Source organism: Paenalicyclobacillus macrosporangiidus, from assembly GCF_900116805.1.
GTDB lineage: Bacteria > Bacillota > Bacilli > Alicyclobacillales > Alicyclobacillaceae > Alicyclobacillus_H > Alicyclobacillus_H macrosporangiidus.
Genome location: NZ_FPBV01000009.1, coordinates 92,977 through 114,730, shown reverse-complemented (window position 1 = coordinate 114,730; position 21,754 = coordinate 92,977). Strand labels below are relative to the sequence as shown.

The window sequence follows — 21,754 nt, the reverse complement described above, 5'->3', positions numbered from 1 at the left end:
GCGGGATGTGTATCACCCGGCCAACACAGGGCACCGGCTTGAAGAGGCGGTGCTCTTTTCCTGTACAGGGTATACTGGATCTGCAAGCCGCCTTTCTGGCAAGGGCGTGGCGGTGTCCACGTCGGATGTCCGCAGGGTAAGTTGAGTTTGAAAGAATGAGAATATGATGGAACAAGGGGGTGATGCTCCTGACCACCCAGCAGAAACCCAATCGGCTGGCCAACGAAAAATCCCCCTATCTTCTGCAGCACGCCTACAATCCCGTGGACTGGCACCCGTGGGGAAAAGAAGCTTTCGACCGGGCGAAACAGGAAGACAAGCTGGTGTTCCTGAGCATCGGCTATTCCACATGCCATTGGTGCCACGTGATGGCGCACGAGTCCTTTGAGGACGAAGAGGTGGCCGCGTACCTGAACGAACATTTCGTGAGCGTGAAGGTGGATCGCGAAGAGCGTCCGGACATCGACCACATCTACATGACCGTCTGCCAGGCCTTGACGGGGCAGGGCGGATGGCCGTTGACGGTGATCCTCACGCCGGAGCAAGAGCCCGTCTTCGCCGGCACCTATTTCCCGAAGCGACGGCGCTTCGGCCGCATCGGGCTGATGGAGCTGCTTAAGCAGATTCATCTGGCGTGGACGCGGGATCGCGATAAGGTCCTGTCGGCCGGACAGGACATCGCCCGCCACGTGAAGCAGGCGTTTGCCGCCCAGGGCCGCCCGGGGGACGCCGACGAAGGGTTCGTGCGGCGGATGTACGAACAGCTCCGGAGTCAGTACGATGCCGAATACGGCGGATTCGGCGATGCGCCCAAGTTTCCGACGCCGCACCAACTCATCTTCCTGCTCCGCTACGGACATCTGCGCGGCGAGGCGGAAGCCACGGAGATGGCGTCGAACACCTTGGAGCGGATGTACCGGGGCGGTCTGTACGATCACGTCGGTTTCGGGTTCGCCCGCTACAGCACCGATCGACGCTGGCTGGTGCCACATTTTGAAAAGATGCTGTACGACAACGCCTTGCTCGCCCTCGCGTACACGGAGGCGTACCAGGCGACCGGCAGGCCGCTGTTCGCGGCGGTGGCCCGCGACGTGCTGACTTACCTCTTGCGCGACATGCGGGACCCGGAAGGTGCCTTTCACGCCGCCGAGGACGCCGACTCTGAAGGGGAGGAGGGCAAGTACTACCTGTGGACCGTCGACGAGGTCCGGGCGGTCCTCGGCGACGAACTCGGCGATCGCTACTGCCGGTGCTTTGACATCACGCCGGCCGGGAACTTCGAAGGAAGGAGCATTCCGAACCTCGTCGAGCGGACGATGGAGGCGTTCGCGCGCGAGGAGGGCTTGGATCCGGACGAGTGGCGGGCGCAGGTGCGCGAGGCGCACGAGCGCCTGCGGGCCGCCCGCGAACGGCGGGTGCGGCCCCATCGGGACGACAAGATCCTGACCGCTTGGAACGCCCTCGCCGCCGCGGCTCTCGCGCGGGCGGGCCGGGTGTTGGCTGAGCCGGCGTGGGTGGAGGCGGCCGAGCAGGTGTATCGCTTTGTGCACCGGCACCTCATCCGGCCCGATGGGCGTCTGTTGGCGCGCTATCGCGACGGCGACGCGGCTCACCTGGCCTACGCCGACGACTACGCCTTCTGGGTTTGGGCCGCCCTCGAGCTGTACGAAGCCACCTTCGGGATGGACTACCTGAATGGTGCCCTTCGTCTTCAGCAGGACATGCAACGTCTTTTTTGGGATGAGGCGCGGGGCGGCTACTACTTCTACGGCTCGGATGGGGAGGTCCTCCTCGCCCGGCCGAAGGAGATGTACGACGGAGCCATTCCGTCCGCCAATTCGGTGGCGGCGTGGAATCTGTTGAAGCTCGCGCGCATCACCGGCCAGCCGGAGTGGACCGCGCTGGCGGAGCGGCAGTTGTCCGCCTGCGCGGGGGAAGCCGCCCGCCATCCGGCCGGGTACACCCAGTTCGGGATCGCGGTGTTGATGGCGCTCGGCCCGTCCCGGGAGATTGTCATCGCTGGACCGCCGGAGGATGAAGACACGGCCCGGATGCGAGCCGTCCTCCAGCGGACGTATCTGCCCAACGCCATCCTGCTCGCCCACGACGGGGCGGAGGGCCAGCGGCGGTTGGCGGACCTCGCCCCGTTCGTCGCCAGCCAGGGCCTCGTGAACGGGCGGCCCGCGGCGTACGTGTGCGAGCAGTACGCCTGCCAGCAGCCGGTCTTCGATGCGGGGGCGCTGGCGCGGTCGCTTTCCTCCGGACATCCTTCCTGATCTCCTCTCCATCCCGAAGCCTCCTGAAGGTCCTCGGCCGCCCCGTGGCAGCCGGGGGCCGGCCTGCCCCGCGGCGCTCGCGTCCGTTGGGCAGGACTTCCCACCCCCGCGTCGAAACAAGAAAAGGCCGATTGGCGTTTGTAACAAGCCCAGCCATCCGCCCGTCTAAAACAGGCGAGGCGGATGCATCCGCGCCGTCTTCTCGTGACGCTGCTGGATTTCCGGGTTGAGAAGGTAAGGAGGATGGGAATGAAAAGGAAGGTTTGGATGGCGCTGTGCGCGGCAGCGGGCGCCGTGATGGCCGGATCTCCTGCGGTGTGGGCGCCGGTGGCCGTCTACGCCCAGGAACCGGTCCTCCACCTCGGCGATCACGGCCAGGCGGTGGCAGACCTGCAGAATGCGTTGAAAGCCGCCGGTTACTACAACGGGGCGGTGGACGGTTCGTTCGGTCCGGCGACCTTGAACGCCGTGAAATCGTTTCAGAAGGCCAACGGCCTGACGGCGGACGGCGTGGTCGGACCTGCGACGTGGAGCGCGTTGTCGTCGCGCAAGCTGCAGCCGATGCAGATTCTCCTGAATGGCCAACTGATCTCGGCGCCCTCCGGGTTTGCGTGGCAGGGGACCACGTATATGCCCATCTGGTATCTGCAGCAGGCCCTGACGAAGCTCGGCATTCAGAGCAAATGGGATGGCACGTACTGGAATCTCCAGGTGCCTGCCTCGATGCACGCCGATCTCAGCAACATCCAGATTGGAACCGGCGCGCAGGTGATTGAGATCAACGGAACGCCGGTGAAGCGGGTCAACGGCATCGCGAGCAAAGACCCGGCGGGCGGCAGCATCACGACCTACATGCCCATTTGGTATTTGATGGGCATCCTCGACCGGTTGGGCATCCAGCACGACTGGGACGGTTCCCACTGGAATATGACCACCCACGTGTCCTACTACGCGTACACGTCTGACGGGAAGGTGGTGGGCGGTCCGTACTCCACCCTCGACGCGGCCAAGGCGGCCATCGCGGGCATTCCGGGCGGGGTGATCAAGGACGGGGCCGGCAATGTCGTGTTCACGCAGGCCGGTTTCGCTGCGTATACCGCGCCGAACCAGGACCCGGTGGTCGTGTCGACGCTGGATGCGGCCAAGCAGCGGGTCAGCGGGTCGAGCACCGGCTTTGTGGTCGACCTGGCCACACACAAAGTCGTCCAGTTTCCCCAGAATTATTACTACTTGAACAACAACGGGTCGTTTGTCAGCACCGTGTACGGGTGGATCGGCGCGGCTCCGCCGAGCTTCGCGAAGCCCGGCGAGCGCTACGTCGCTGTGGACGTCAACCCCGGGCACTCGCCGCATCTGGCACAATTCTACCTGCTCTCCCAGAGCGACGGGACGTATGTCGGCAAGCTTCTAGGTACATACGAGAATCCATTCCGCACGGTCGATCTCCGCTTCCCCGCCCCTTCCGGCGTGACCGCGCAGGCCATCGACCAGTGGTTCGCCGACAACAACTCCCCGCTCCAGGGGCTGGGCGATTCGTTCATCCGGGCGCAGCAGCGCTACGGAGTGGATGCCGCCTATCTGGCTGCCCACGCTGTGCTGGAGACGGGCTGGGGCAAGAGCGCCATCATGCAGGCCAAAAACAACCTGTTTGGTTACGGTGCGTATGACTCCGATCCGGCGCACGCGGCAGGGACGTTCCCGTCGGCGGACTACTCCATCCAGTTCGAGGCGTGGTTTGTCCGCAACGTGTATCTGGACTCGGACGGGCAGTTCTTCTACCAGTGGCCGACGCTGGACGGGATGAACGAGCACTACGCTACCGATCCGGCGTGGTCGCAGAAGATCGCCACCCTCATGACGGATCTGACGCAGTCCGCTCAGGTGCCTGCGGGATCGTTCCCCCAGTACGTCACGGGCCAGTCCGCGCCGGCGCCGCAGTCGTCGGATGAGCCGGTGTTTCGGATGCCGGGCGCCCTGGGTGTGGTGCAGGCGAACCCGTACGGCGGCCTGCCGGTCTGGAGCGACCCGTCCCAAGGGGGATCCCAGATGTTCCCCGGCAATCTGAAGATGGGGGACAGCGGCAATGGGGTGAAGCTGTTGCAGCAGGCCCTGAACCGGGCGAGCGGCGCGGGGCTCCAGACCGACGGGGTGTTCGGCCAACTGACGCAGAAGGCGCTCGTCGCCTATCAACAGGCGCATGGCTTGCCCGCGACCGGTGTGTGCGACATCCGCACCTGGCAGAGCCTCATCCCCGCGCCGGCGCAGTCGATTCCGCAGGGGACCCAGGTGATGGTCGACCAGGCGCGCATGGGGATGGTGGGCAACCTGCCGACGGAGTGGTACCACGTGACGGCGGGCGGCGTCTCCGGTTGGGTGGACTCCGCCTACATCGCGCTCAAGAACGTGTATCGCGTCATGTCGAGCGGGTCGAGCATGATCAACCTCTACAGCGCGCCCAGCCGGTCCGCACAGGTGTTGTCGAAGGTGCACAGCGGAGACTGGGTGGTCAGTTTGAATCCCACGCCCGCGAATGGGTTCATCGAGGTACAGTTCGTGGACCAGAGCCAACCTTCGGCTTCTCCGGTCACCGCCTATGTGGACGCGAGTGCGGCCCAACTGGTCGCGGTGCCTGCCCCGACGGGCAATTGAACGAAATCACCCGCCTCATCCCCGGCCGGAAGGGACCGGGGTGGGGCGGGTGTGTTTTTGAGCACGGGTGTTCCGTTTTCCGCGGGGACGTTTTCAGCGGAGGCAGGAGCCGCTTGGCGCGAGCCCGGTTCTCGCCTGGGGCTTTCAGCCTGAACCCGGTTCAACCGGCGGGGAACCAGGCCGCCACGAGCAGGCCGGCGAACATCAGCGTGCCAAACCGAAACAAGAGCACCGAGGTCCCTTTGACGGCCGGATGCAGCTTCACCGGGTCCGAATAACGGTAAAACAACTTCACCACGTACACTGCCGACGGGATGGTCAATAGCACCAGCAGGGCCCAGGGGGTCAACAGGCCCAATAGGACAAACCCCAGCGTGAGCGCGTAGGCCAACGTGAACACCAGTGCAAAGAGCATGCGGCCGCGCTCGCGTCCCATCAGAATGGGGACCGTGTGCCGTCCGCCGGCGCGGTCCTGCTCCATGTCGCGGATATTGTTTCCCAGCAGGATGGCGCCGATGAGCAGTCCAATCGGGACGGACGCCGCCCATGCGGACGGGCTGATGTGTCCGGTCTCGATGTAGTACGCGAGCAGCACGATGGTGGGCCCCATCGACACGGCCGCGGCGATCTCGCCAAACGGGGTGTACGCCAGCGGCTTCGGGCCGCCTGAGTAGAAGTAGGCCACCGCGATGCAGCAGACGCCGACGACCGCCACCCACCAAGAGGTGGTGGCGCAGATGTACACGCCGAGCAAGAGGGAGATTCCGACCAGCGTCCACGCGGTCCGAAGGACCACCGCCGGCCGGATCCCGTCCCGCACGATGGTGCCGGAGATGCCGACCATCTCCTCGGAATCGAGGCCGCGCCGGTAGTCGAAATATTCGTTGAACATGTTCGTGGCCGATTGAATCAGGACGGAGGCGAGGATAAACGCGAAAAATTCACCCGGGCGAAAGTGACGTTGCGCCAGCGCCAATCCGGTGCCCACCAGCGCCGGCACCAGGGAGGCTGTCAGGGTGAACGGGCGCAACATGCGCCAAGCCACGTCGACACGCTGCCGCCAAGACAAGTCCATCAACTCCCAATCCTCTTTGTCCCGTCTGGCAGGGCACACTTCCATTTGGATGATAGCAAATGCAGAGTCCGTTTGGACAGTGGGAGCGGGAGGCGGATAGGACCGAATTCGTATTGGCCGGCGGCGGTTTGTTATACTGAAAAGTGGACTTGGCTTCGGCGCGGTGCACGGCGGCCGGGGCGACGGGAGGGAACCAGATGATTCCGGACTGGAAAGTTGTGAAAGAATATCAGGACATCATTTATGAGAAGGCCGAGGGAATCGCGAAGATCACCATCAACCGGCCGGAGGTGCACAACGCGTTTCGCCCAGAGACGGTGATGGAGTTGATTGACGCGTTCCAACATGTGCGCGACGACCCGGAGACGGGCGTGGTGTTGTTCACGGGCAAGGGGGACAAGGCGTTCTGCTCGGGGGGCGACCAGCGTGTGCGCGGCCACGGGGGCTACGTCGGCGCAGACGATGTGCCGCGGTTGAACGTGTTGGACTTGCAGCGGTTGATCCGCACCCTGCCGAAACCGGTGATTGCGGTCGTGGCCGGCTGGTGCATCGGCGGCGGCCATGTGCTGCACGTGGTGTGCGACCTGACCATCGCGGCGGAGAACGCCCGGTTCGGCCAGACCGGGCCGAAGGTGGGCAGCTTTGACGCAGGCTACGGCGCGACGCTGCTTGCGCGGACCATTGGGCACAAGAAGGCGAAGGAAATCTGGTTCCTCTGCCGCCAGTACACCGCCCAGGAGGCGCTCGAGATGGGATTGGTCAATGCGGTGGTGCCGCTCGAACGCCTGGAGGAAGAGGCGGTTCAGTGGGCGCGGGAGATCCTCGAGAAGAGCCCCATCGCCATCCGGTTCCTGAAGGCGGCGTTCAACGCCGACACAGATGGCCTCGCCGGGCTGCAACAGCTGGCGGGGGACGCCACCATGCTGTACTACATGACCGATGAGGCCAAGGAGGGGGCGCGCGCTTTCCTGGAAAAGCGCAAGCCGGATTTCAGCCAGTTCCGCCGCCTGCCCTGATGGGCGACCGTGGTGACGGCCGGATGCACGACCAGCCCCGCCGATTCCGGTGGGGCGGTTGTGTGCCGGCGGAGGACCGACAGGGGGGGTGAACCGATGCACACGTCGTGGCTTCAATCGGCCGCGTCGGTGCCGGATTGGCTGACGCGGCAGATGGACGTGCGAGGCGGCGAGGTGGCTTTGGAAACGGAGTCGGTGCGCTGGACCTACCGGGAGCTGGGCGAGCGGGCGGGTCAGGCAGCGGGTGTCCTGGCGGGATTCGGCGTGGCACCCGGCGACCGGGTCGCGCTGGTGGCGCAGCGGCCCGAGGTGGTGGTGCTGGCCGTCCACGCGGCCGTGCAGCGGGGCGCCATATTGGTGCCGGTCAACTGGCGCCTGAGCGCCCGGGAGATCGCCTGGCAGCTGGAAGATGCCGGGATTTCTCTGTTGATCTGCGACGATGCGCAGCGCGCGTTGGCGTCCGCGGTGGCCGAACAGGGGCCGGGGACGTGGCCCGTTTGGGACGTGAGCCAGCCTTGGCCGGATGCGTCAGCGGTGTTCCGCGATCGCATTGAACTGGACGCGGTCCAGGCCATCCTGTACACATCGGGCACGACGGGGCATCCGAAAGGGGCCATGATCACCTACGGAAACTTCTTGGCCTCGGCGTTGGCGTCGGCGCTACAGCTCGGAGTCTTGCCCGGGGACCGCTGGCTGGTGCCCATGCCCCTGTTTCACGTCGGGGGCCTGTCGGTCCTGATGAGGAGTCTGATTTACGGGACCACGGCCGTGGCGCACGAGCGGTTTTCCGCCGAGGCTGTCAACCGGGCCATCGACGAGGGGGGCATCACGCTCGTCTCGGTCGTGCCGACGATGCTCAGCCGGATGCTTGCCGGGCGCGGCACCCCGTACCCGGAGCGGCTGCGCTGCGTGTTGCTCGGGGGCAGCTACGCACCGAAACCGCTGCTCGAGCGGTGCCAGGCGCTCGGCGTGCCGGTGGCACAGAGTTACGGCTTGACCGAGGCCACATCGCAGGTGTGCACCCTGCTGCCGCAGGACGGACTGCGCAAATTGGGATCGTCCGGGAAACCCCTGCTGCCGACGGAGATTCGGGTGGTATGCGAGGGCCGGCCCGCTGCGCCAGGGGAACCCGGGGAGATCATCGTCCGCGGCCCGACGGTGACGCCGGGGTACTGGCGGCGGCCGGACGCGACCGCAAACGCCATCCGGGACGGGTGGCTCTACACGGGGGACATCGGATATCTGGACGAAGAGGGCTACCTGTATGTGCTCGATCGGCGGACAGACCTGATTGTCTCCGGAGGGGAGAACATTTATCCCGCCGAAGTGGAGAATGCCATCGCGGCCCACCCGGGCGTCCTGGAGGCCGCGGTGGTGGGGGAGACAGACCCGGAGTGGGGACAGGTTCCGGTGGCATTTGTGGTCCCCGTGCGCCCAGGCGCGGTCGATGAAGCGAACCTTCGGGCCCATCTCGAAGGCCGTCTGGCGCGCTACAAGGTGCCGAAGCGGTTCGTGTGGATGGAGCAGTTGCCGCGCAACGCATCGGGGAAACTGTTACGAAGGAGTTTGAGAGAATGGCTCGTCAGCTCGACATCCCGCTGACCGGGATCGCGGCCGCGCTGGACGCCCTGCGGCCGTGGACGGAACGCGCGGCGGAGCGGGCGCGGACCCTCGGCCGGCCGGTCCTGGCGGCGGTGAGGGTCCCGCTGGACCCGGCCGACGACCTGTTGGCGGCGGCGCTCGCCTGCCCGCCCGGCGTGCCGCGCTGGTACCTCCATCAACCGGCGGCTGGCCGGACGTGGTTGGGGTTGGGGGCGGTGGCGGCCGTCCGCCCCGGGCCGGCGTGTGCGCTCGGGGGTTTGGCAGACGCCTGGCAGGCCTGGCGCCCTCTCGTGGAGACGGACGTTCCTGAAGCTCTGCATTGGGTTGGCGGCGCCGCGTTCGACACCGGTCCGCGCCTGGACCCGTGGCGCGGCTGGCCGAGTGCGGAGATGTGGCTGCCGCGGGTGATGTTCACCAGGGACGGCGACGAGGCGGCGTGCACGGTGGCGGTGCAGGCCGTTCCTGGGCAGAGCGCGGCGGAGGTCTGGGCGGCGGCGGCCGATGGCTGGCAGCGGTGGTCTGGGGTGCCACCGGAGCGAGCGGAGGACCCAGGGGCTCGGCTGTCCGCGGCGTCCCTCGCGCGGTCCGATGGCGACCGGCGGCCAGGCACGGCTTTTGAGGACGCGCGCGACCGATGGATGCGGCTGGTGGCGGAAACGGCGTCCGCCATCCGCGCGGGCCGGTTTGACAAGGTGGTCCTGGCCAGGGAGGAGGTCGTCCCCCTGGGGCGTCCGGCGGACATCGCGGCCGCGTTGCGCGCGTTGGGCCGCCGGTACCCGGAGAGCGGGGTGTTCGCCCTGTGGCGGGGGGATCAGTGCTTTCTCGGGGCCACGCCGGAGCGGTTGGCACGCGTTGGGACCGGCAGCGTCGAGGTCGACTGTTTGGCAGGTACGGCCCCGCGCGGGCGGACGCCGGCCGAGGATGCCCGCCTGGCGGACTGGCTTCTCCACAGTGGGAAGAACCTGCACGAGCATAGCGTGGTGCGCGAGTGGCTGCGCGCACGGCTGGCGCCCCTGTGCACCCACCTGGAGATTCCGGCTGAACCCGGGCTGAAGCGGCTGGCCAATGTCCAACACCTGCACACACCGCTCGCCGGCCGGCTGCGTGCCGGTCAGAACATCCTGACCGTGGCGGACGCGCTGATGCCGACGCCGGCCCTGGCCGGGTCGCCCCAGAAGGAGGCCATGGCGTACATCCGGGATCGCGAAGGATTTGACCGGGGATGGTACGGCGGCGCCATCGGCTGGGCCGGCATGGACGGCAGCGGCGAGTTCATGGTCGCCATCCGGTGCGCACTCGTCGGGTCGGTCTCGGCACATCTGTACGCCGGGGCGGGCATCATGGGGGATTCCGACCCGGCGGCGGAATGGGAGGAGACGGTGTTGAAACTGCGGCCGATGAAACAGGCGCTCGGGTTGGAGGTGGGCGATGACGGCGGAGAATCTTGACCTCATTCCGGTGCTCGACTTCGTGGAAGAACTGGCCAGGGCCGGGGTCCGGGACGTGTGCGTGTCGCCCGGCTCGAGGTCGACCCCGCTGACTATGGCGTTCGCCCGCCACGGCGGATTTCGGCTGTACACCTTGCTGGACGAGCGATCCGCGGGTTTTTTCGCGCTTGGATTGGCCAAGGTGAAGCGCCGGCCGGCGGTCCTGGTCTGCACCTCAGGGACCGCGGCGGCCAACTATCTGCCGGCCGTGGTGGAGGCCCACGAGGCGCGCGTCCCGCTGGTGGTCCTGACCGCCGACCGGCCGCCGGAGCTGTATGAGACGGGCAGCAATCAAACGGTGGACCAGGTGAAACTGTACGGCACCTACGTCAAGCTGTTCCTGCAGATGCCGGTGCCTCGGGCGGACCCGGGGCTGCGGCGGCAGGCGGCGGCGAGCGCCTGGCGGTTGGTGCATGCGGCGTGGGCCGCGCCTGCCGGACCCGTGCACGCAAACTGGCCCTTCCGCGAACCCCTCGTGCCGCCGCGGGAGGATGCACCCGTCCGCGCTGGCATGGCCGGGCGTCGTCCCGGGGCGCCGGAGGCGGTGTATCCCGCGCTCTCCTCGCCCGATCCGGAGGCGATCACGCGCGTCGCGTCGCACCTCGCCGAGGCCCGGCGCGCGCTGCTCGTCTGCGGTCCGTGGGACGATCCCGCCGTCGCCCCCGCCGTGGCGTCGCTCGCAGCCCAGTGGGATGTGCCCATCCTCGCCGATCCGCTGTCGCAGGTGCGGATCGGGCGGCATGATCTGGGGCGCGTGATCGACACCTACGACACCCTGCTGCGCGGGCCGTCGGCTGACCGGATTGGGCCCGACCTGGTGATCCGCCTCGGCCACCCGCCGGTGTCGAAGGCGCTCGGCCAATGGCTCGGCCGTCAAGCGGACGCGTTCCAGGTGGTGGTGGATGTCGGCGACCGCTGGCGCGATCCGTTTTTCTCCGCGGGCCTGGTGGTGCAGGCGGACCCGGTCGCGTTCTGCCGTGCGCTGGCCGAGGCGCGTGCCGCGGTAGAGCGCCCCACCGAAGCCGCGGCTACCCAGGCGGCCTGGTCCGCCGCGTGGCGCGACGCCGACCGGCGCGCCCGCCGGGCCATGGACGCGGCGCTCGAGGCGGCGGACGACCTCTTCGAAGGGCGCGTCTGGACCGAGTTGGCGCCGCTGTTGCCGGAGGGGGCGGCGGTGTTCGCCGGCAACAGCATGCCGGTGCGGGACCTCGACAGCTTCCTCGGAAAGCGGGCGCAGGCGGTCGGTGTGTACGGGAACCGGGGCGCGAGCGGGATCGACGGCGTGGTGTCGACCGCCGCGGGGGTGGCGGCCGCCGGAAGAAAGACGGTCCTGGTCATCGGAGACGTGTCGTTCGCGCACGACCTCGGGGGACTGCTGGCAGCCACCCGTCACGGCGCGGACCTAGTGGTGGTGGTGATCCACAACGACGGCGGCGGGATCTTCTCCTTCCTCCCGCAGGCGGAACACGAGGACACGTTCCTGCACTTCCGCACCCCCCATGGCCTGACGTTCCAGGGCGCGGTGGAGATGTACGGCGCCCGGTTCCACAGGGCCTGCGATTGGCCGTCGTTCCGCAAGGCGGTGGCGGAAGGGCTGCATCAAGGCGGGGTCCATGTGGTCCTGGTGCCTTCGGCGGACGTGGACAATGTCGGTCGGCACCGGCAGGTGTTCGAGCGGGCGTGGTCGGCAGCGGAGGGCGTCGTATGGCCGGGTTGAGGGTGCTGGACGGTTGGACGTGGTACGCGGAGGTGCATGGGGAGGGGTGGCCCCTCCTCCTGTTGCACGGGTTCACCGGCCGGGCGGAGGCGTGGTGGCCGGTGCTGGAGGGGCTGTCCGCCCGCTACCGCACGGTGTGCGTCGATATGCCCGGCCACGGCAGGTCTCGGTTTCCGGCGGACCCGGCCCAGCGGACCATGGACGGGGCGGTGGCGTCTTTGCTCCGGCTGATGGAGGATCTCGGGTATCCGCGGTTTCATCTCCTCGGCTATTCCATGGGCGGCCGGACGGCGCTGACGCTGGCGTCACAGGCGGCGGACCGGCTGACCGGGTTGGTCTTGGAGAGCGCTTCACCGGGGCTCGAGGATCCGGAGGCGAGGCGGGATCGCCAGCGACAGGACGAGGACCTCGCCGACTGGATCCTGGCGAACGGCCTGGAAGCGTTTGCGACCCGGTGGGCGGCCCAGCCCCTGTTCGCCTCCCAGGCGCGTCTGCCGGGCGCGGTGCGCGACCGACAACGGCAGATCCGGCTGGCTCAGACGCCGGAGGGGTTGGCGGCCAGTCTGCGCGGGATGGGGACCGGCGCCCAGACGCCGCAGTGGGATCGGCTGTCTTCCCTGTCGATCCCGGTGCTGCTGGTGACCGGATCCCTGGACGCGAAGTTCTGTGCCATCGCCGCCCGCATGGCGTCACGCCTGCCCGATGTCCGATGGGTAAAGGTGGAAGGCGCCGGGCACACGGTGCATCTGGAGCGGCCCGACGCATACCTGGACGCCGTGCTGGCTTTTCTCCAGGCGTGCGACGAAAGGAGAGAGCGGACATGAAATGGACCGCGTTGCTGTGCGGTTTGTTGCTGCTCGGCCTCGCGGGATGCGGCGTCCCCGGCGCAGGGGCTGAGCCGGCGCAAAACAGCGGAGTCGCCAACACTTCAGGCCCGGGGCAGACGGCCACGCTGGAGCCGATGCAGGGGAAAGAGGCGCCGGATTTCCAACTGCCGACCGTATCGGGGGATGGTGATGTCCGGCTAAGGGATCTGTTGGGCAAAGAGGTGTTGGTGATCAACACGTGGGCGTCCTGGTGCGGTCCGTGCATCGACGAGATGCCGGTGTTGGTCCAGGCGAGCCAACGGTACAAAGGGCAGGTGCGGTTCGTCGGTGTCAACATGACGGTGGAAGACTCGCCGGCCGACGCCAAACGGTTCGTGGATGAGCACCACATCCCGTATCTGACGCTGCTCGATCCGAAGGGGCGGTTTCTCGAGGACTACCACATCGTCGGCACGCCGACGACGTTCATCCTTCGGCCCGATGGGACCATCGTCGGCGTCATCCTCGGCCCCGCCACTGCGGATTCCCTGGACAAGTGGATCCGCCAGGCGCTTTCCCAGGCCTGACAGAGCGGACGCCCCGGCGCAATCCGGCTTGCACCCGGAAACCGAAAGACAGATGCGGCCCCGTTCCTTGGACGGGGCCGCCTGGACTCATTGGACCGTCACCGTGCCCTCCGGCGTGGTGATGGTCGGCGCGGTCGCATGGGCGTCAACGTCGAACTCGTCCCACATCCCCGCCGCCGCGTGGCCGGGTACTCCGCAGACCATCGCGTACTGGCCGGCCTTGTCGGCGGTGAAGGAGTACTTCTGGCCGGCGCTCGTCACACCGTTCTTGAACTGGCTCTCATCGCCCACCGAGCCGTCGAACGCCGGGGTGAACTGGCCGGTCGAGGACTCCCGGTCCGCCCACTGGACGAAGCCGACGCTGTGTGCCACCTGTCCCTGCTGGTTGACGAAGGTGACATTGACCTTCCAGCCGACGGGCACCGTGATCTTCAGCGCACCCTTGCCATAGCCGTTGAAGTTCATCGGGTTGTCGCCGGACTGTGCGGTGATGGTCAAGTCGATGGACTTCGGCTCTTTGCCGAGGGCGTACCAAGCGGCCTTTTGGCCCGTCTGGCCGCCTGCGGCACCTCCCGCCGCTTGCCCGGAAGTGGTGTTCACGGATGTCTCCACCTGCGGGTTGTGGGCCAGGTCCCGGTGCGTGACATCGTTGGGCAGGCCGATGTAACCGACGATCCAAATGATGATGGCAACCAGGCCGCCTAATGCCACGACGAGCACGCCCAAGGGTGACAGCTTCATGCGCATCCTCCGTTCCGTACGGGCATTGAGTATGCAGGCGACGGGCAGCGCGAGGACCGCCCGCTCCCCCGGAATGGGGAGGTACGAAAGCAAACAGACCGTAAAAACAAGGACACAGGATCTAGTATAGCCTCAAGAGACGGTTGAGAAACAAGCCGAAAACGCGCGAACCGCAAAAAAAGCGTGAACTTGTCGGGAATTGTTCAGAAAAACAATTCCTGACCGTGTTCCCGCAACCACCGCTTCGCCCGCTGTGCGTCCGGGATGGCCGCGTGCACCAGCGCCCAGAAGCGCGGAGAGTGGTTGAGCTCGACCAAGTGGCACAGTTCGTGCACAATCACGTAATCCGCCACCCATTCCGGCGCCTGTACGAGGCGCCAGTTGAGGTTGATGTTGCCGGCCGAACTGCAGCTGCCCCAGCGGGATTTTTGATCCTTGATCCGCAAGGAACGGTAACGAAGGCCCAAGGTCTCCGCCCATTGCGCCACGCGCTCGGGCAGGAGGACCCGCGCCCGCGCCTGATACCATTCGGTGAACAGGCGTTTGAGGATATCGTCCGGCACGGCGGGGCCGGGTCCCGATACGTGGATGGCGCCGGCTTCCCACCACATGCGCCAGGATGTCCGGCCGGGGCTCGGCACGTAGCGGACCTCCACGGGCTGACCGAGAAACCGCCAGACGCGCCGGTCTTCCCGGCGCTGCGCGGCGGCGCGGGCTTCGTACGTCTTCCGGATCCAAGCGCGGCGCTGCTCCAGGATGCGGGCGATGTCCGCATCGCTCAGGTGGATGGGCGCACGGATCCACACCCCCTCCGGCGTCACCTCCAAGGCGACGGTTCGCCGCCTGCGCCGGCTGCGGATCACGTGGACGGGCAGGTCAGGGTCCAATGGGATGGCCACGGATGGGATTCCTCCTCGGATTCCGGGCGCGGCTTTGGGCAGACGGCTTGTCCCCGCGCCGGATGCGCCGCCAGTATATCATAAACCGGCCGACCGGGTGGTGACGGACGTCCCGGGGCAGGCCGCGGAGCCCTGCGGAAGGCATCCAGGCCTGAGGCATCCGGGCTCGCCGATGGCAAAAACGTGTCTCTGCTATACTGGGTCTCAGACCATTGGGTCCAAACGGATACCGGGTCCCATCGCGGCTCGTCGGGGAGGAGGATGCGCGTGATACAGATGAATACCTGGGAGAGCGCCATCACCGTGCTGCTGTTGGTGCTGGCGGGCGGCCTCGTGGTGGGGAAGCTGACGGAGCGGCCGCGCATTCCTGATGTGGCGGCGTATTTACTGTTCGGCATTCTCGTCGGGCCGGCCGTGTTGCACTGGGTGGCGGAACCGGGGCGCTCCGAGGTGAACCAATTCATCCTGAATGTCGGGGCCACCTTGATCTTGTTTGATGGGGGCCGGTCCACCCAGTTTGCCGTACTGCGCCAGGTGTGGGTCTCCATCGGGATGCTCGCGACGGTGGGCGTCCTGGTGTCGGCCTTGGTCGTCGGCGCGGCCGTCCACTGGGCGTTCGGGATGCCGTGGCTGTTCTCGCTGCTGTTGGCCGCCGTGCTGGCGTCCACCGACCCGGCCACGCTCATCCCGGTGTTCAAGCGCGTGCCCATCGAGGCCCGGCTGCAGCAGACGGTCGAGTCGGAGTCGGCGTTCAACGATGCCACCGCGTCCGTGCTGGTGTTCACGTTGTTGGGCTTGTTCGGCGCTGCGGGGTCGGCGAATTTCGCCGCGCCTGTCTGGCGGTTCATCCAGTCGGCTGGCGTCGGGCTGTTGGTGGGGGTCGCCTGCGGGCTGCTGTGCCTGTGGTTGGTGTCCCCGCGCGGTTGGGGGAGTTTCCGAGAGTTCGGATCCGTCGTCATGTTGGCGGTGGCCCTCGGCGCCTATCAGGGCGCGGAGGCGCTGCATGCCAGCGGGTTCATGGCGGCGTTCACCGCGGGCGTCATCACGGGGAATGGGTCCGCATTCGGGTGGGACCTCGAAGGGCACACCCAAGACCATACGGATCACTTTTTCAACGGCATCACCATGATCATGCGGATGCTGATCTTCGTCCTGCTCGGGACGCAAGTGGATTTTGGCGTGGTGCGGGCGAACCTGTGGGTCGGCATCCTCGCCGTGGCGGTCCTCATGGTGCTGGCGCGGCCGCTGTCCGTACTCGCTTCCGTCTGGGCGGACCGCAGGGCGCGATGGCGATGGCGTGACGTGGCCTTCATGTTCTGGGTGCGCGAAACCGGGGTGATCCCGGCCGCCCTGGCAGGGATGCTGGCGGCGCAGGGCATCCAGGGGTCCGACGTGATTGGTGCGGTGACCTTCATGGCCATCTTGGCCACCATTCTCATTCAGGCCACCACCACCGGCATCGTGGCCAAGGCGTTGGGGGTCGCGCGGCCCGCCGAGGAGGAAGAGGAGGTCTGATCCGCGCGCGGATCGACCGGGCCCCGCCGGACGGGGGGACCAGCGGGGCCTTGGATCACGAGGAGAGCGGCGCGAGCCGGTGGTATTGGCTGTGGTAGTACAACAGCGGCCGCTTGGACTCGTCCACGCCTGAGGCCTCCACCTGGCCGAGGTACAGCAGATGGTCGCCGGCGTCCACCTCCCGAACCACGCGGCACTCCACGTAGCCGAGCGTGTCTTCCAACAGGGGTGCACCGAGCTGGCCCTGGCGGAAAGAGACACCTGCGAATTTGTCGGCGCGTTTCGACGCGAAGTGGTTGGACAGGTGCGCCTGGTCCTCGCTGAGAAAGTTGACGGCGAATGCACCCGCCGCGCGCAGCACGGGAATGGTGCCGGACTGTTTGTCGATGCAGATGAGTATATACGGCGGCTGCAGGGAGACGGATGCGAATGCCGATACCGTGATGCCCGCCATGCTTCCGTCCGCCTGGGCCGTCACGACCGTGACGCCGCTGGCAAACCGCCCGAGGGCCCGCCGGAACTCGTCAGGATTGACTGGCAAGGAAACATCCTCCTCTCGTCATTCCCACCCATTGTACCAGACGAGCCCCAAATTGCACGTCGGCGGCAACGCCCCTCCCGGATTACGCGGGGATTACGCGGGCTGCGTGCGCATCACCGTGACGCCTTCGGCCGGGATGCGCAGCGGCGCCGCGGTGAGCGCCTGCACCTCTTCCGGCGTGTGCCCCTCGGCGACCTCACGCAGGACGAGGCCCTCGGGGGTCACGTCCATCACCGCGTAGTCGGTGATGATCCGGTGCACGACCCGCTTGCCGGTCAACGGCAGGGTGCACGTTTTCAAAATCTTCGGTTCACCCTTCTTGTTCACGTGCTCCATCGTGACGATGACTTTTTTGGCGCCATTGACCAGGTCCATGGCGCCGCCCATCCCCTTGACCATCTTGCCGGGGATCATCCAGTTGGCCAGGTCTCCCTGCTCCGACACCTCCATCGCCCCGAGGATGGCGACGTCGATGTGTCCCCCGCGAATCATGGCGAACGACTCCGCGGAGTCGAAGAACGCGGCGCCCGGCAAGACGGTCACGGTCTCTTTGCCGGCGTTGATCAAATCTGGATCTTCCTCGCCCTCGTAGGGATAGGGACCGGTGCCGAGCAATCCGTTCTCGGAGTGAAGCACGACGGTGATGCCGGGCGGGATGTAGTTGGACACCATCGTCGGCATGCCGATGCCGAGGTTGACGTAGTCTCCGTCCCGAATCTCCAGGGCGGCGCGCTGCACAATCTGTTCACGCGTCAGAGGCATGGTTGGATTCCTCTCCTTTCTCACCGTCCAGCCGGCCGAATCGGCGGTCTCGCCCGCCGGCCGGACACGCCAGTGCGGTTTCGGACCGCGTCAGGGCCGGGGCCGGACCGTGCGCCGCTCGATGCGCTTCTGATACGACGGACCGACGACGATGCGCTGCACGTAGATGCTGGGGGTGTGGATGGCGTCGGGATCGAGCTCGCCGGGTTCCACCAGTTCCTCGACTTCCACGATGGTGATCTTTCCGGCGGCGGCCATGATGGGATTGAAGTTCCGCGCCGCCTTCCGGTAGATCACGTTGCCGAGGCGGTCCGCCTTCCATCCCTTAATCAGCGCGAAATCGCCGCGGATGGGGCGCTCCAGCACATACTCCCGGCCGTCGAATACGCGGACCTCCTTGCCTTCGGCCACCGCCGTGCCCACGCCCGTCGGGGTGTAGAAGCCGCCGATGCCGGCGCCGCCAGCGCGGATGCGTTCGGCCAGGGTGCCTTGCGGTACCAACTCCACCTCCAGCTCGCCCGTCAGGAATTGGCGTTCAAACGTCTTGTTCTCGCCCACGTACGAGGCGACCATCTTCTTGATTTGGCGTGTCTGGAGCAACAGGCCGAGGCCCCAGTCGTCCACGCCGCAGTTGTTGCTGACGCAGGTCAGGTCCTTGGTGCCCTGGTCGCGCAGGGCCAGAATGAGATTTTCGGGGATCCCCGACAGTCCGAAGCCGCCCACCAAGATGGTCGCACCGTCTGGGATGTCCCGGACGGCGTCGGCCGCGGAAGCAAACACCTTGTTCATCTGCATCCTCCTTCGCGCCGCTGCGCCCGCCGCCCCCGAACGTTGGGCCGGCGGCCGTCAACCGTCTATCAACCCTCGCTTCAACTTCATTTCTGACATAGCGAAGGCGCTTTTGCAAGCGCCTTCTTTTCCAAATGGCGCGGCCCCGCGTGCTATAATGGCCGCAGTTCCGCAACGAGGAGGGAATGGCGTGAAGAACCGGGTGTGTGAGATTCTCGGCTGCCGGTTTCCCATCATCCAAGGCGGCCTGGCGTATGTGGGCAACGGCCGCTTGGCCGCGGCGGTCTCGGCGGGCGGCGGGTTCGGCCAGGTGGGCTCTGGCGGGCGCAGCCCGGAGGACCTGGAGGCGCAGATCCGGATTGCGCTGGCCGCCACCGACGCAGGCTTTGGCGTCAACGTGCCGCTGAGCGAACACCGGGATGTCTCTCCGTATTTCGAGGTGATTGAGCGGATGGTGCGCCAGCATCCCGGCCGGATCCGGGCGGTCAGCCTGTCGGCAGGCAACCCTCGGCCCTGGATCCCGGTGGTGCGCGGGTGGGGGCTCGCCGTGATGACGCTGGCGTCGACGCCGGAGCAGGCGCAGAAGGCAGAGGCGGCCGGTGCGGATATCGTCATCTGCGAGGGGACAGAAGCGGGCGGGCACAACGGCCCCGCGGAATTGACCACGTTCAGTCTGATCCCGAACGTGGTCGACGCGGTCCGCATCCCCGTGGTGGCAGCCGGCGGGATCGCCGACGGCCGCACCGCGGCAGCCGCCATCTGCCTCGGGGCCGAGGGCGTCCAGATGGGCACGCGCTTTGTTGCGACGGAGGAATGCCAAGCGCATCCGAACTACAAGAACCTGTTGGTCGCGTCCCGTGCGCAGGACACTGTGGTCATGGAGCGTTCGTTCGGCCGGATCACGCGGGTGTTGCGATCCCCGTTCGCCGAGGCGGTTCTGCGCCAGGAGGCCGAGACGCCCGGCAGCGAGGCGCACCTGCTGCCGATGATCAGCGGCCGCATGAACGCCCGGGCGGCGTTGGAAGGCGATGTCGAAGGCGGCTGGATGAATGCGGGTCAAAGCGTGGGATTGGTGCACGATATCGTTCCAGCCGCCGACGTGGTGCGCCGTGTCGCCGCGGAGGCTGCACGCATTCTCCAACAGCGCAGTGCACAGTGGCAGGCTTGGACGGACGAATCCATCAGGTCAACAGATGAAGGGACACATAACCCGCCGTCCCGATGACCAACAGGCTGGCCAGGGTGACGGTGACGCGCTCCGCGATGCGCCACACTTTCTCCAAAACAGCGATAGGATTGCTCAGCTTTCGCTCTTGCATGCGATTTCCCCTCCTCGGCAAATGGCCTGGATGGTCGCACTTCCAGTGTAGCACGCGGGCTGGGATGTGTTGGCGTCCGGGGAGGTTCTGTTTGTGAAGGTTGTGTTTCGGATCCGTCGAACCATCGCGAATTTCGGCGAAGCGTGTGAAGAGATGAGGGGAAAGGGGGCCCCGACGGGGGCCTCGGCGGGGACCCGGCAGGGGTCCGCGTCCGCTTCCTCTGAGACGTCCATCGGGCCACCCATCGTTGAGACCTTTCTGCGCGGGGCAGGCAGGTGCACACACCGTCTGCAGAGGATCCGCTTACAGTAGGCTTAACAGGGATACAGTCACCCTGGTTTCCGGGTGCGCGATCTCGGCGGCACTGCACCGCTGGCGACGGGTCATCGCGCACCCGGGTTTTGTTTACGTCAGTTGCCGAATGATGTTGCGGGCGGCGTAGACGCCGCTGGAGGCGGCCTGCGAGATGCCGCGCGAGATGCCGGGTCCGTCACCGGCGCAGTACAGCCCCTTGACCTTGGTCTGCAGGGTGCGGTCCACCTCCGCGCGGGCGGCGTAGAATTTGGCCTCGACCCCGTAGAACAGGGTGTGGTCGCTGGCAATGCCCGGGGTGACGTGGTTGAGCGCGGACATCATCTCCTGCAGCGCCACCAGCGTCTTGTACGGCAGGACCAGACCGAGATCGCCGGGAACCGCCTCTTTCAACGTGGGCTCGATGAACCCTTCCCGAATGCGCTCCGGGGTACTGCGACGGCCGCGCAGGAGGTCTCCATAACGTTGAATCATGATGGAACCGTTCGACAGTTGGTTGGCGTGCCGGCAGATTTGGCGCGCGAATTCGTTCGGGCGATCGAACGGCTCCGTAAACCGGTGGCTCACCAACAGCGCGAAGTTGGTGTTGGCAGACGCCAGCTCCGGGTCTTTGTACGCATGGCCGTTGGCGGCCATGACGCCGGTGTGGTTCTCCACGACCACGTAACCGCTGGGATTGGCGCAGAAGGTGCGCACGCGCAACCCGGTGGACGGCGATTGGAAGATGAACTTGCCTTCGTAGAGATGCTCGTTGATCTCCTGCATGATGACGTTGGACGTCTCGACGCGCACGCCGATGTCCACCTGGTTGTTGGTCATCCGCAGGCCGTGCCGCTTGAATACCTCCCCGAGCCAGGTGGACCCGTCCCGTCCCGGCGCCGCGAGGACGAAGTTCGCCGCGATCCGTTCGCCGCCGCGCACCTCGATGCCGCGGATGGCCCCGTCTTCAATCCACAGGTCTTCGACGAAGGTGCGGAACCGAAGGTCGACGCGGGGTTCGAGATACGCGAAGATGCTCTCCATGAGCTCCAGGTTGCGGTCCGTGCCGATGTGCCGGACGCGCGCCCGCAGCAGCTTGAGCCCCGCCCCGGCGGCACGGCGTTCGATGGCCGCCACTTCCGGTGTCGTCGGGTCGGTGATGGTGTCGGGCGCTCCGTGCTCCAGATTGATGCGATCCACGTACAGAATCAGGTCCATGACCTCCGACGGCGGCAGATAGTCCGTCAGAAAGCCCCCGAACTCAGCCGTGATGTTGAACTTACCGTCGCTGAAACTCCCGGCGCCGCCCGCACCGTTGATCACGCCGCAGGCCGGCCAACAGCTGGCGTACGTCTTGATGCGGTTGGGCGGCGGGCACTTGTCAATCTTGCCCTCCATGATGGGGCAGTGGCGATGTTTGGCCTCGACGCCCTTGTCGACGAGCAGAACCTTGGCCGACGGCGCCTTGCGCGTGAACTCGTACGCCGCGTACAGGCCGGCGGGGCCGGCGCCGATAATGATGACGTCATACTTTTCGGCCATTGGGAACCAACCCCCCTTGCACGGATGTGCGCTGCGGGGTGTGGATCAGCGCAAACCCGAATGATTCGTGGCCGGATGGACAGTATTGTTCGTTCCGCCCAACGAACCTTATTATACCGGGTTTGCGCGCGCCGCAAAGA

18 protein-coding genes are annotated in these 21,754 nt (G+C 66.6%); 10 read left to right on the top strand and 8 right to left on the bottom strand.

Annotated elements, in window-relative coordinates; all coding sequences use genetic code 11:
• Positions 1 to 188: 188 nt before the first annotated feature.
• Positions 189 to 2,276, top strand: a complete 2,088-nt coding sequence (locus tag BM357_RS09675; protein WP_074952317.1) for a thioredoxin domain-containing protein — start codon at positions 189 to 191, stop codon at positions 2,274 to 2,276.
• Between the two features lie 249 nt (positions 2,277 to 2,525).
• A complete protein-coding gene (locus BM357_RS09670; RefSeq protein WP_074952235.1) occupies positions 2,526 to 4,925 on the top strand; it encodes a peptidoglycan-binding protein in 2,400 nt (799 codons plus the stop codon).
• A 160-nt stretch (positions 4,926 to 5,085) separates the two neighbouring features.
• Here the strand turns inward: BM357_RS09670 and BM357_RS09665 are convergent, their stop codons facing one another.
• Positions 5,086 to 6,000: a 1,4-dihydroxy-2-naphthoate polyprenyltransferase gene (locus BM357_RS09665; RefSeq protein ID WP_074952314.1), complete on the bottom strand. Its 915-nt coding sequence runs from the start codon at positions 5,998 to 6,000 to the stop codon at positions 5,086 to 5,088.
• Positions 6,001 to 6,197: 197 nt separating this feature from the next.
• On the opposite strand from BM357_RS09665, the gene menB reads away from it, so the two are divergent.
• The 6 genes from menB to BM357_RS09635 all read left to right on the top strand — a co-directional run bounded on the left by menB (position 6,198) and on the right by BM357_RS09635 (position 13,215).
• Positions 6,198 to 7,016: a 1,4-dihydroxy-2-naphthoyl-CoA synthase gene (gene menB / locus BM357_RS09660; protein WP_074952233.1), complete on the top strand. Its 819-nt coding sequence runs from the start codon at positions 6,198 to 6,200 to the stop codon at positions 7,014 to 7,016.
• Positions 7,017 to 7,112: 96 nt separating this feature from the next.
• Positions 7,113 to 8,618: an o-succinylbenzoate--CoA ligase gene (locus BM357_RS09655; RefSeq protein WP_074952231.1), complete on the top strand. Its 1,506-nt coding sequence runs from the start codon at positions 7,113 to 7,115 to the stop codon at positions 8,616 to 8,618.
• Positions 8,591 to 10,066, top strand: a complete 1,476-nt coding sequence (locus tag BM357_RS09650; protein WP_074952229.1) for an isochorismate synthase — start codon at positions 8,591 to 8,593, stop codon at positions 10,064 to 10,066. The genes BM357_RS09655 and BM357_RS09650 overlap by 28 nt, the downstream gene beginning before the upstream one ends.
• Positions 10,047 to 11,822 (top strand): 2-succinyl-5-enolpyruvyl-6-hydroxy-3-cyclohexene-1-carboxylic-acid synthase, encoded by a 1,776-nt coding sequence (gene menD, locus BM357_RS09645; RefSeq protein ID WP_074952227.1) that lies wholly within the window; start codon positions 10,047 to 10,049, stop codon positions 11,820 to 11,822. The genes BM357_RS09650 and menD overlap by 20 nt, the downstream gene beginning before the upstream one ends.
• Positions 11,810 to 12,646 carry a 2-succinyl-6-hydroxy-2,4-cyclohexadiene-1-carboxylate synthase gene (gene menH, locus BM357_RS09640; protein ID WP_083430360.1) on the top strand — a complete coding sequence of 279 codons (837 nt, stop codon included), beginning with the start codon at positions 11,810 to 11,812 and terminating at the stop codon, positions 12,644 to 12,646. Before menD ends, menH begins: the two co-directional genes overlap by 13 nt.
• Positions 12,643 to 13,215 (top strand): TlpA family protein disulfide reductase, encoded by a 573-nt coding sequence (locus BM357_RS09635; RefSeq protein WP_074952224.1) that lies wholly within the window; start codon positions 12,643 to 12,645, stop codon positions 13,213 to 13,215. The genes menH and BM357_RS09635 overlap by 4 nt, the downstream gene beginning before the upstream one ends.
• 87 nt (positions 13,216 to 13,302) lie before the next feature.
• Here the strand turns inward: BM357_RS09635 and BM357_RS09630 are convergent, their stop codons facing one another.
• Together BM357_RS09630 and BM357_RS09625 are read right to left on the bottom strand one after the other, a co-directional pair.
• Positions 13,303 to 13,956: a sulfocyanin-like copper-binding protein gene (locus BM357_RS09630; RefSeq protein WP_074952221.1), complete on the bottom strand. Its 654-nt coding sequence runs from the start codon at positions 13,954 to 13,956 to the stop codon at positions 13,303 to 13,305.
• 203 nt (positions 13,957 to 14,159) lie between these two features.
• Positions 14,160 to 14,855: a M48 family metallopeptidase gene (locus tag BM357_RS09625; protein WP_074952218.1), complete on the bottom strand. Its 696-nt coding sequence runs from the start codon at positions 14,853 to 14,855 to the stop codon at positions 14,160 to 14,162.
• A gap of 276 nt (positions 14,856 to 15,131) precedes the next feature.
• On the opposite strand from BM357_RS09625, the gene BM357_RS09620 reads away from it, so the two are divergent.
• Positions 15,132 to 16,370 carry a cation:proton antiporter gene (locus BM357_RS09620; protein ID WP_074952309.1) on the top strand — a complete coding sequence of 413 codons (1,239 nt, stop codon included), beginning with the start codon at positions 15,132 to 15,134 and terminating at the stop codon, positions 16,368 to 16,370.
• 55 nt (positions 16,371 to 16,425) lie between these two features.
• Here BM357_RS09620 and BM357_RS09615 read toward each other — a convergent pair whose 3' ends face one another.
• The 3 genes from BM357_RS09615 to BM357_RS09605 all read right to left on the bottom strand — a co-directional run bounded on the left by BM357_RS09615 (position 16,426) and on the right by BM357_RS09605 (position 18,462).
• Entirely contained in the window at positions 16,426 to 16,911 is a 486-nt protein-coding gene (locus BM357_RS09615) for a flavin reductase family protein (protein WP_074952215.1), read from the bottom strand.
• A gap of 93 nt (positions 16,912 to 17,004) precedes the next feature.
• On the bottom strand, positions 17,005 to 17,673 hold the full coding sequence (locus BM357_RS09610) for a CoA transferase subunit B (protein WP_074952213.1): 669 nt from the start codon (positions 17,671 to 17,673) through the stop codon (positions 17,005 to 17,007).
• A 90-nt stretch (positions 17,674 to 17,763) separates the two neighbouring features.
• Positions 17,764 to 18,462: a CoA transferase subunit A gene (locus tag BM357_RS09605; protein ID WP_074952210.1), complete on the bottom strand. Its 699-nt coding sequence runs from the start codon at positions 18,460 to 18,462 to the stop codon at positions 17,764 to 17,766.
• A 190-nt stretch (positions 18,463 to 18,652) separates the two neighbouring features.
• Between BM357_RS09605 and BM357_RS09600 the strand changes: the two genes are divergently transcribed.
• A complete protein-coding gene (locus tag BM357_RS09600) occupies positions 18,653 to 19,687 on the top strand; it encodes an NAD(P)H-dependent flavin oxidoreductase (protein ID WP_083430355.1) in 1,035 nt (344 codons plus the stop codon).
• Here the strand turns inward: BM357_RS09600 and BM357_RS19845 are convergent.
• A complete protein-coding gene (locus BM357_RS19845) occupies positions 19,644 to 19,781 on the bottom strand; it encodes a hypothetical protein (RefSeq protein ID WP_175511497.1) in 138 nt (45 codons plus the stop codon). The genes BM357_RS09600 and BM357_RS19845 overlap by 44 nt on opposite strands.
• Before the next feature lie 405 nt (positions 19,782 to 20,186).
• Positions 20,187 to 21,614: an NAD(P)/FAD-dependent oxidoreductase gene (locus BM357_RS09590; RefSeq protein WP_074952201.1), complete on the bottom strand. Its 1,428-nt coding sequence runs from the start codon at positions 21,612 to 21,614 to the stop codon at positions 20,187 to 20,189.
• Between the last annotated feature and the right edge of the window lie 140 nt (positions 21,615 to 21,754).

What these genes read in the sequence shown, in the direction of transcription:
- BM357_RS09655 (WP_074952231.1), top strand. Translation starts at nt 7,113, where the DNA reads ATGCACACGTCGTGGCTTCAATCGGCCGCGTCGGTGCCGGATTGGCTG.
- BM357_RS09650 (WP_074952229.1), top strand. Translation starts at nt 8,591, where the DNA reads ATGGCTCGTCAGCTCGACATCCCGCTGACCGGGATCGCGGCCGCGCTG.
- BM357_RS09610 (WP_074952213.1), bottom strand. Translation starts at nt 17,673, where the DNA reads ATGCCTCTGACGCGTGAACAGATTGTGCAGCGCGCCGCCCTGGAGATT.
- BM357_RS09620 (WP_074952309.1), top strand. Translation starts at nt 15,132, where the DNA reads ATGAATACCTGGGAGAGCGCCATCACCGTGCTGCTGTTGGTGCTGGCG.
- menH (WP_083430360.1), top strand. Translation starts at nt 11,810, where the DNA reads ATGGCCGGGTTGAGGGTGCTGGACGGTTGGACGTGGTACGCGGAGGTG.
- BM357_RS09665 (WP_074952314.1), bottom strand. Translation starts at nt 6,000, where the DNA reads ATGGACTTGTCTTGGCGGCAGCGTGTCGACGTGGCTTGGCGCATGTTG.
- BM357_RS19845 (WP_175511497.1), bottom strand. Translation starts at nt 19,781, where the DNA reads ATGCAAGAGCGAAAGCTGAGCAATCCTATCGCTGTTTTGGAGAAAGTG.
- menD (WP_074952227.1), top strand. Translation starts at nt 10,047, where the DNA reads ATGACGGCGGAGAATCTTGACCTCATTCCGGTGCTCGACTTCGTGGAA.
- BM357_RS09670 (WP_074952235.1), top strand. Translation starts at nt 2,526, where the DNA reads ATGAAAAGGAAGGTTTGGATGGCGCTGTGCGCGGCAGCGGGCGCCGTG.
- BM357_RS09605 (WP_074952210.1), bottom strand. Translation starts at nt 18,462, where the DNA reads ATGAACAAGGTGTTTGCTTCCGCGGCCGACGCCGTCCGGGACATCCCA.
- menB (WP_074952233.1), top strand. Translation starts at nt 6,198, where the DNA reads ATGATTCCGGACTGGAAAGTTGTGAAAGAATATCAGGACATCATTTAT.
- BM357_RS09635 (WP_074952224.1), top strand. Translation starts at nt 12,643, where the DNA reads ATGAAATGGACCGCGTTGCTGTGCGGTTTGTTGCTGCTCGGCCTCGCG.
- BM357_RS09590 (WP_074952201.1), bottom strand. Translation starts at nt 21,614, where the DNA reads ATGGCCGAAAAGTATGACGTCATCATTATCGGCGCCGGCCCCGCCGGC.
- BM357_RS09630 (WP_074952221.1), bottom strand. Translation starts at nt 13,956, where the DNA reads ATGAAGCTGTCACCCTTGGGCGTGCTCGTCGTGGCATTAGGCGGCCTG.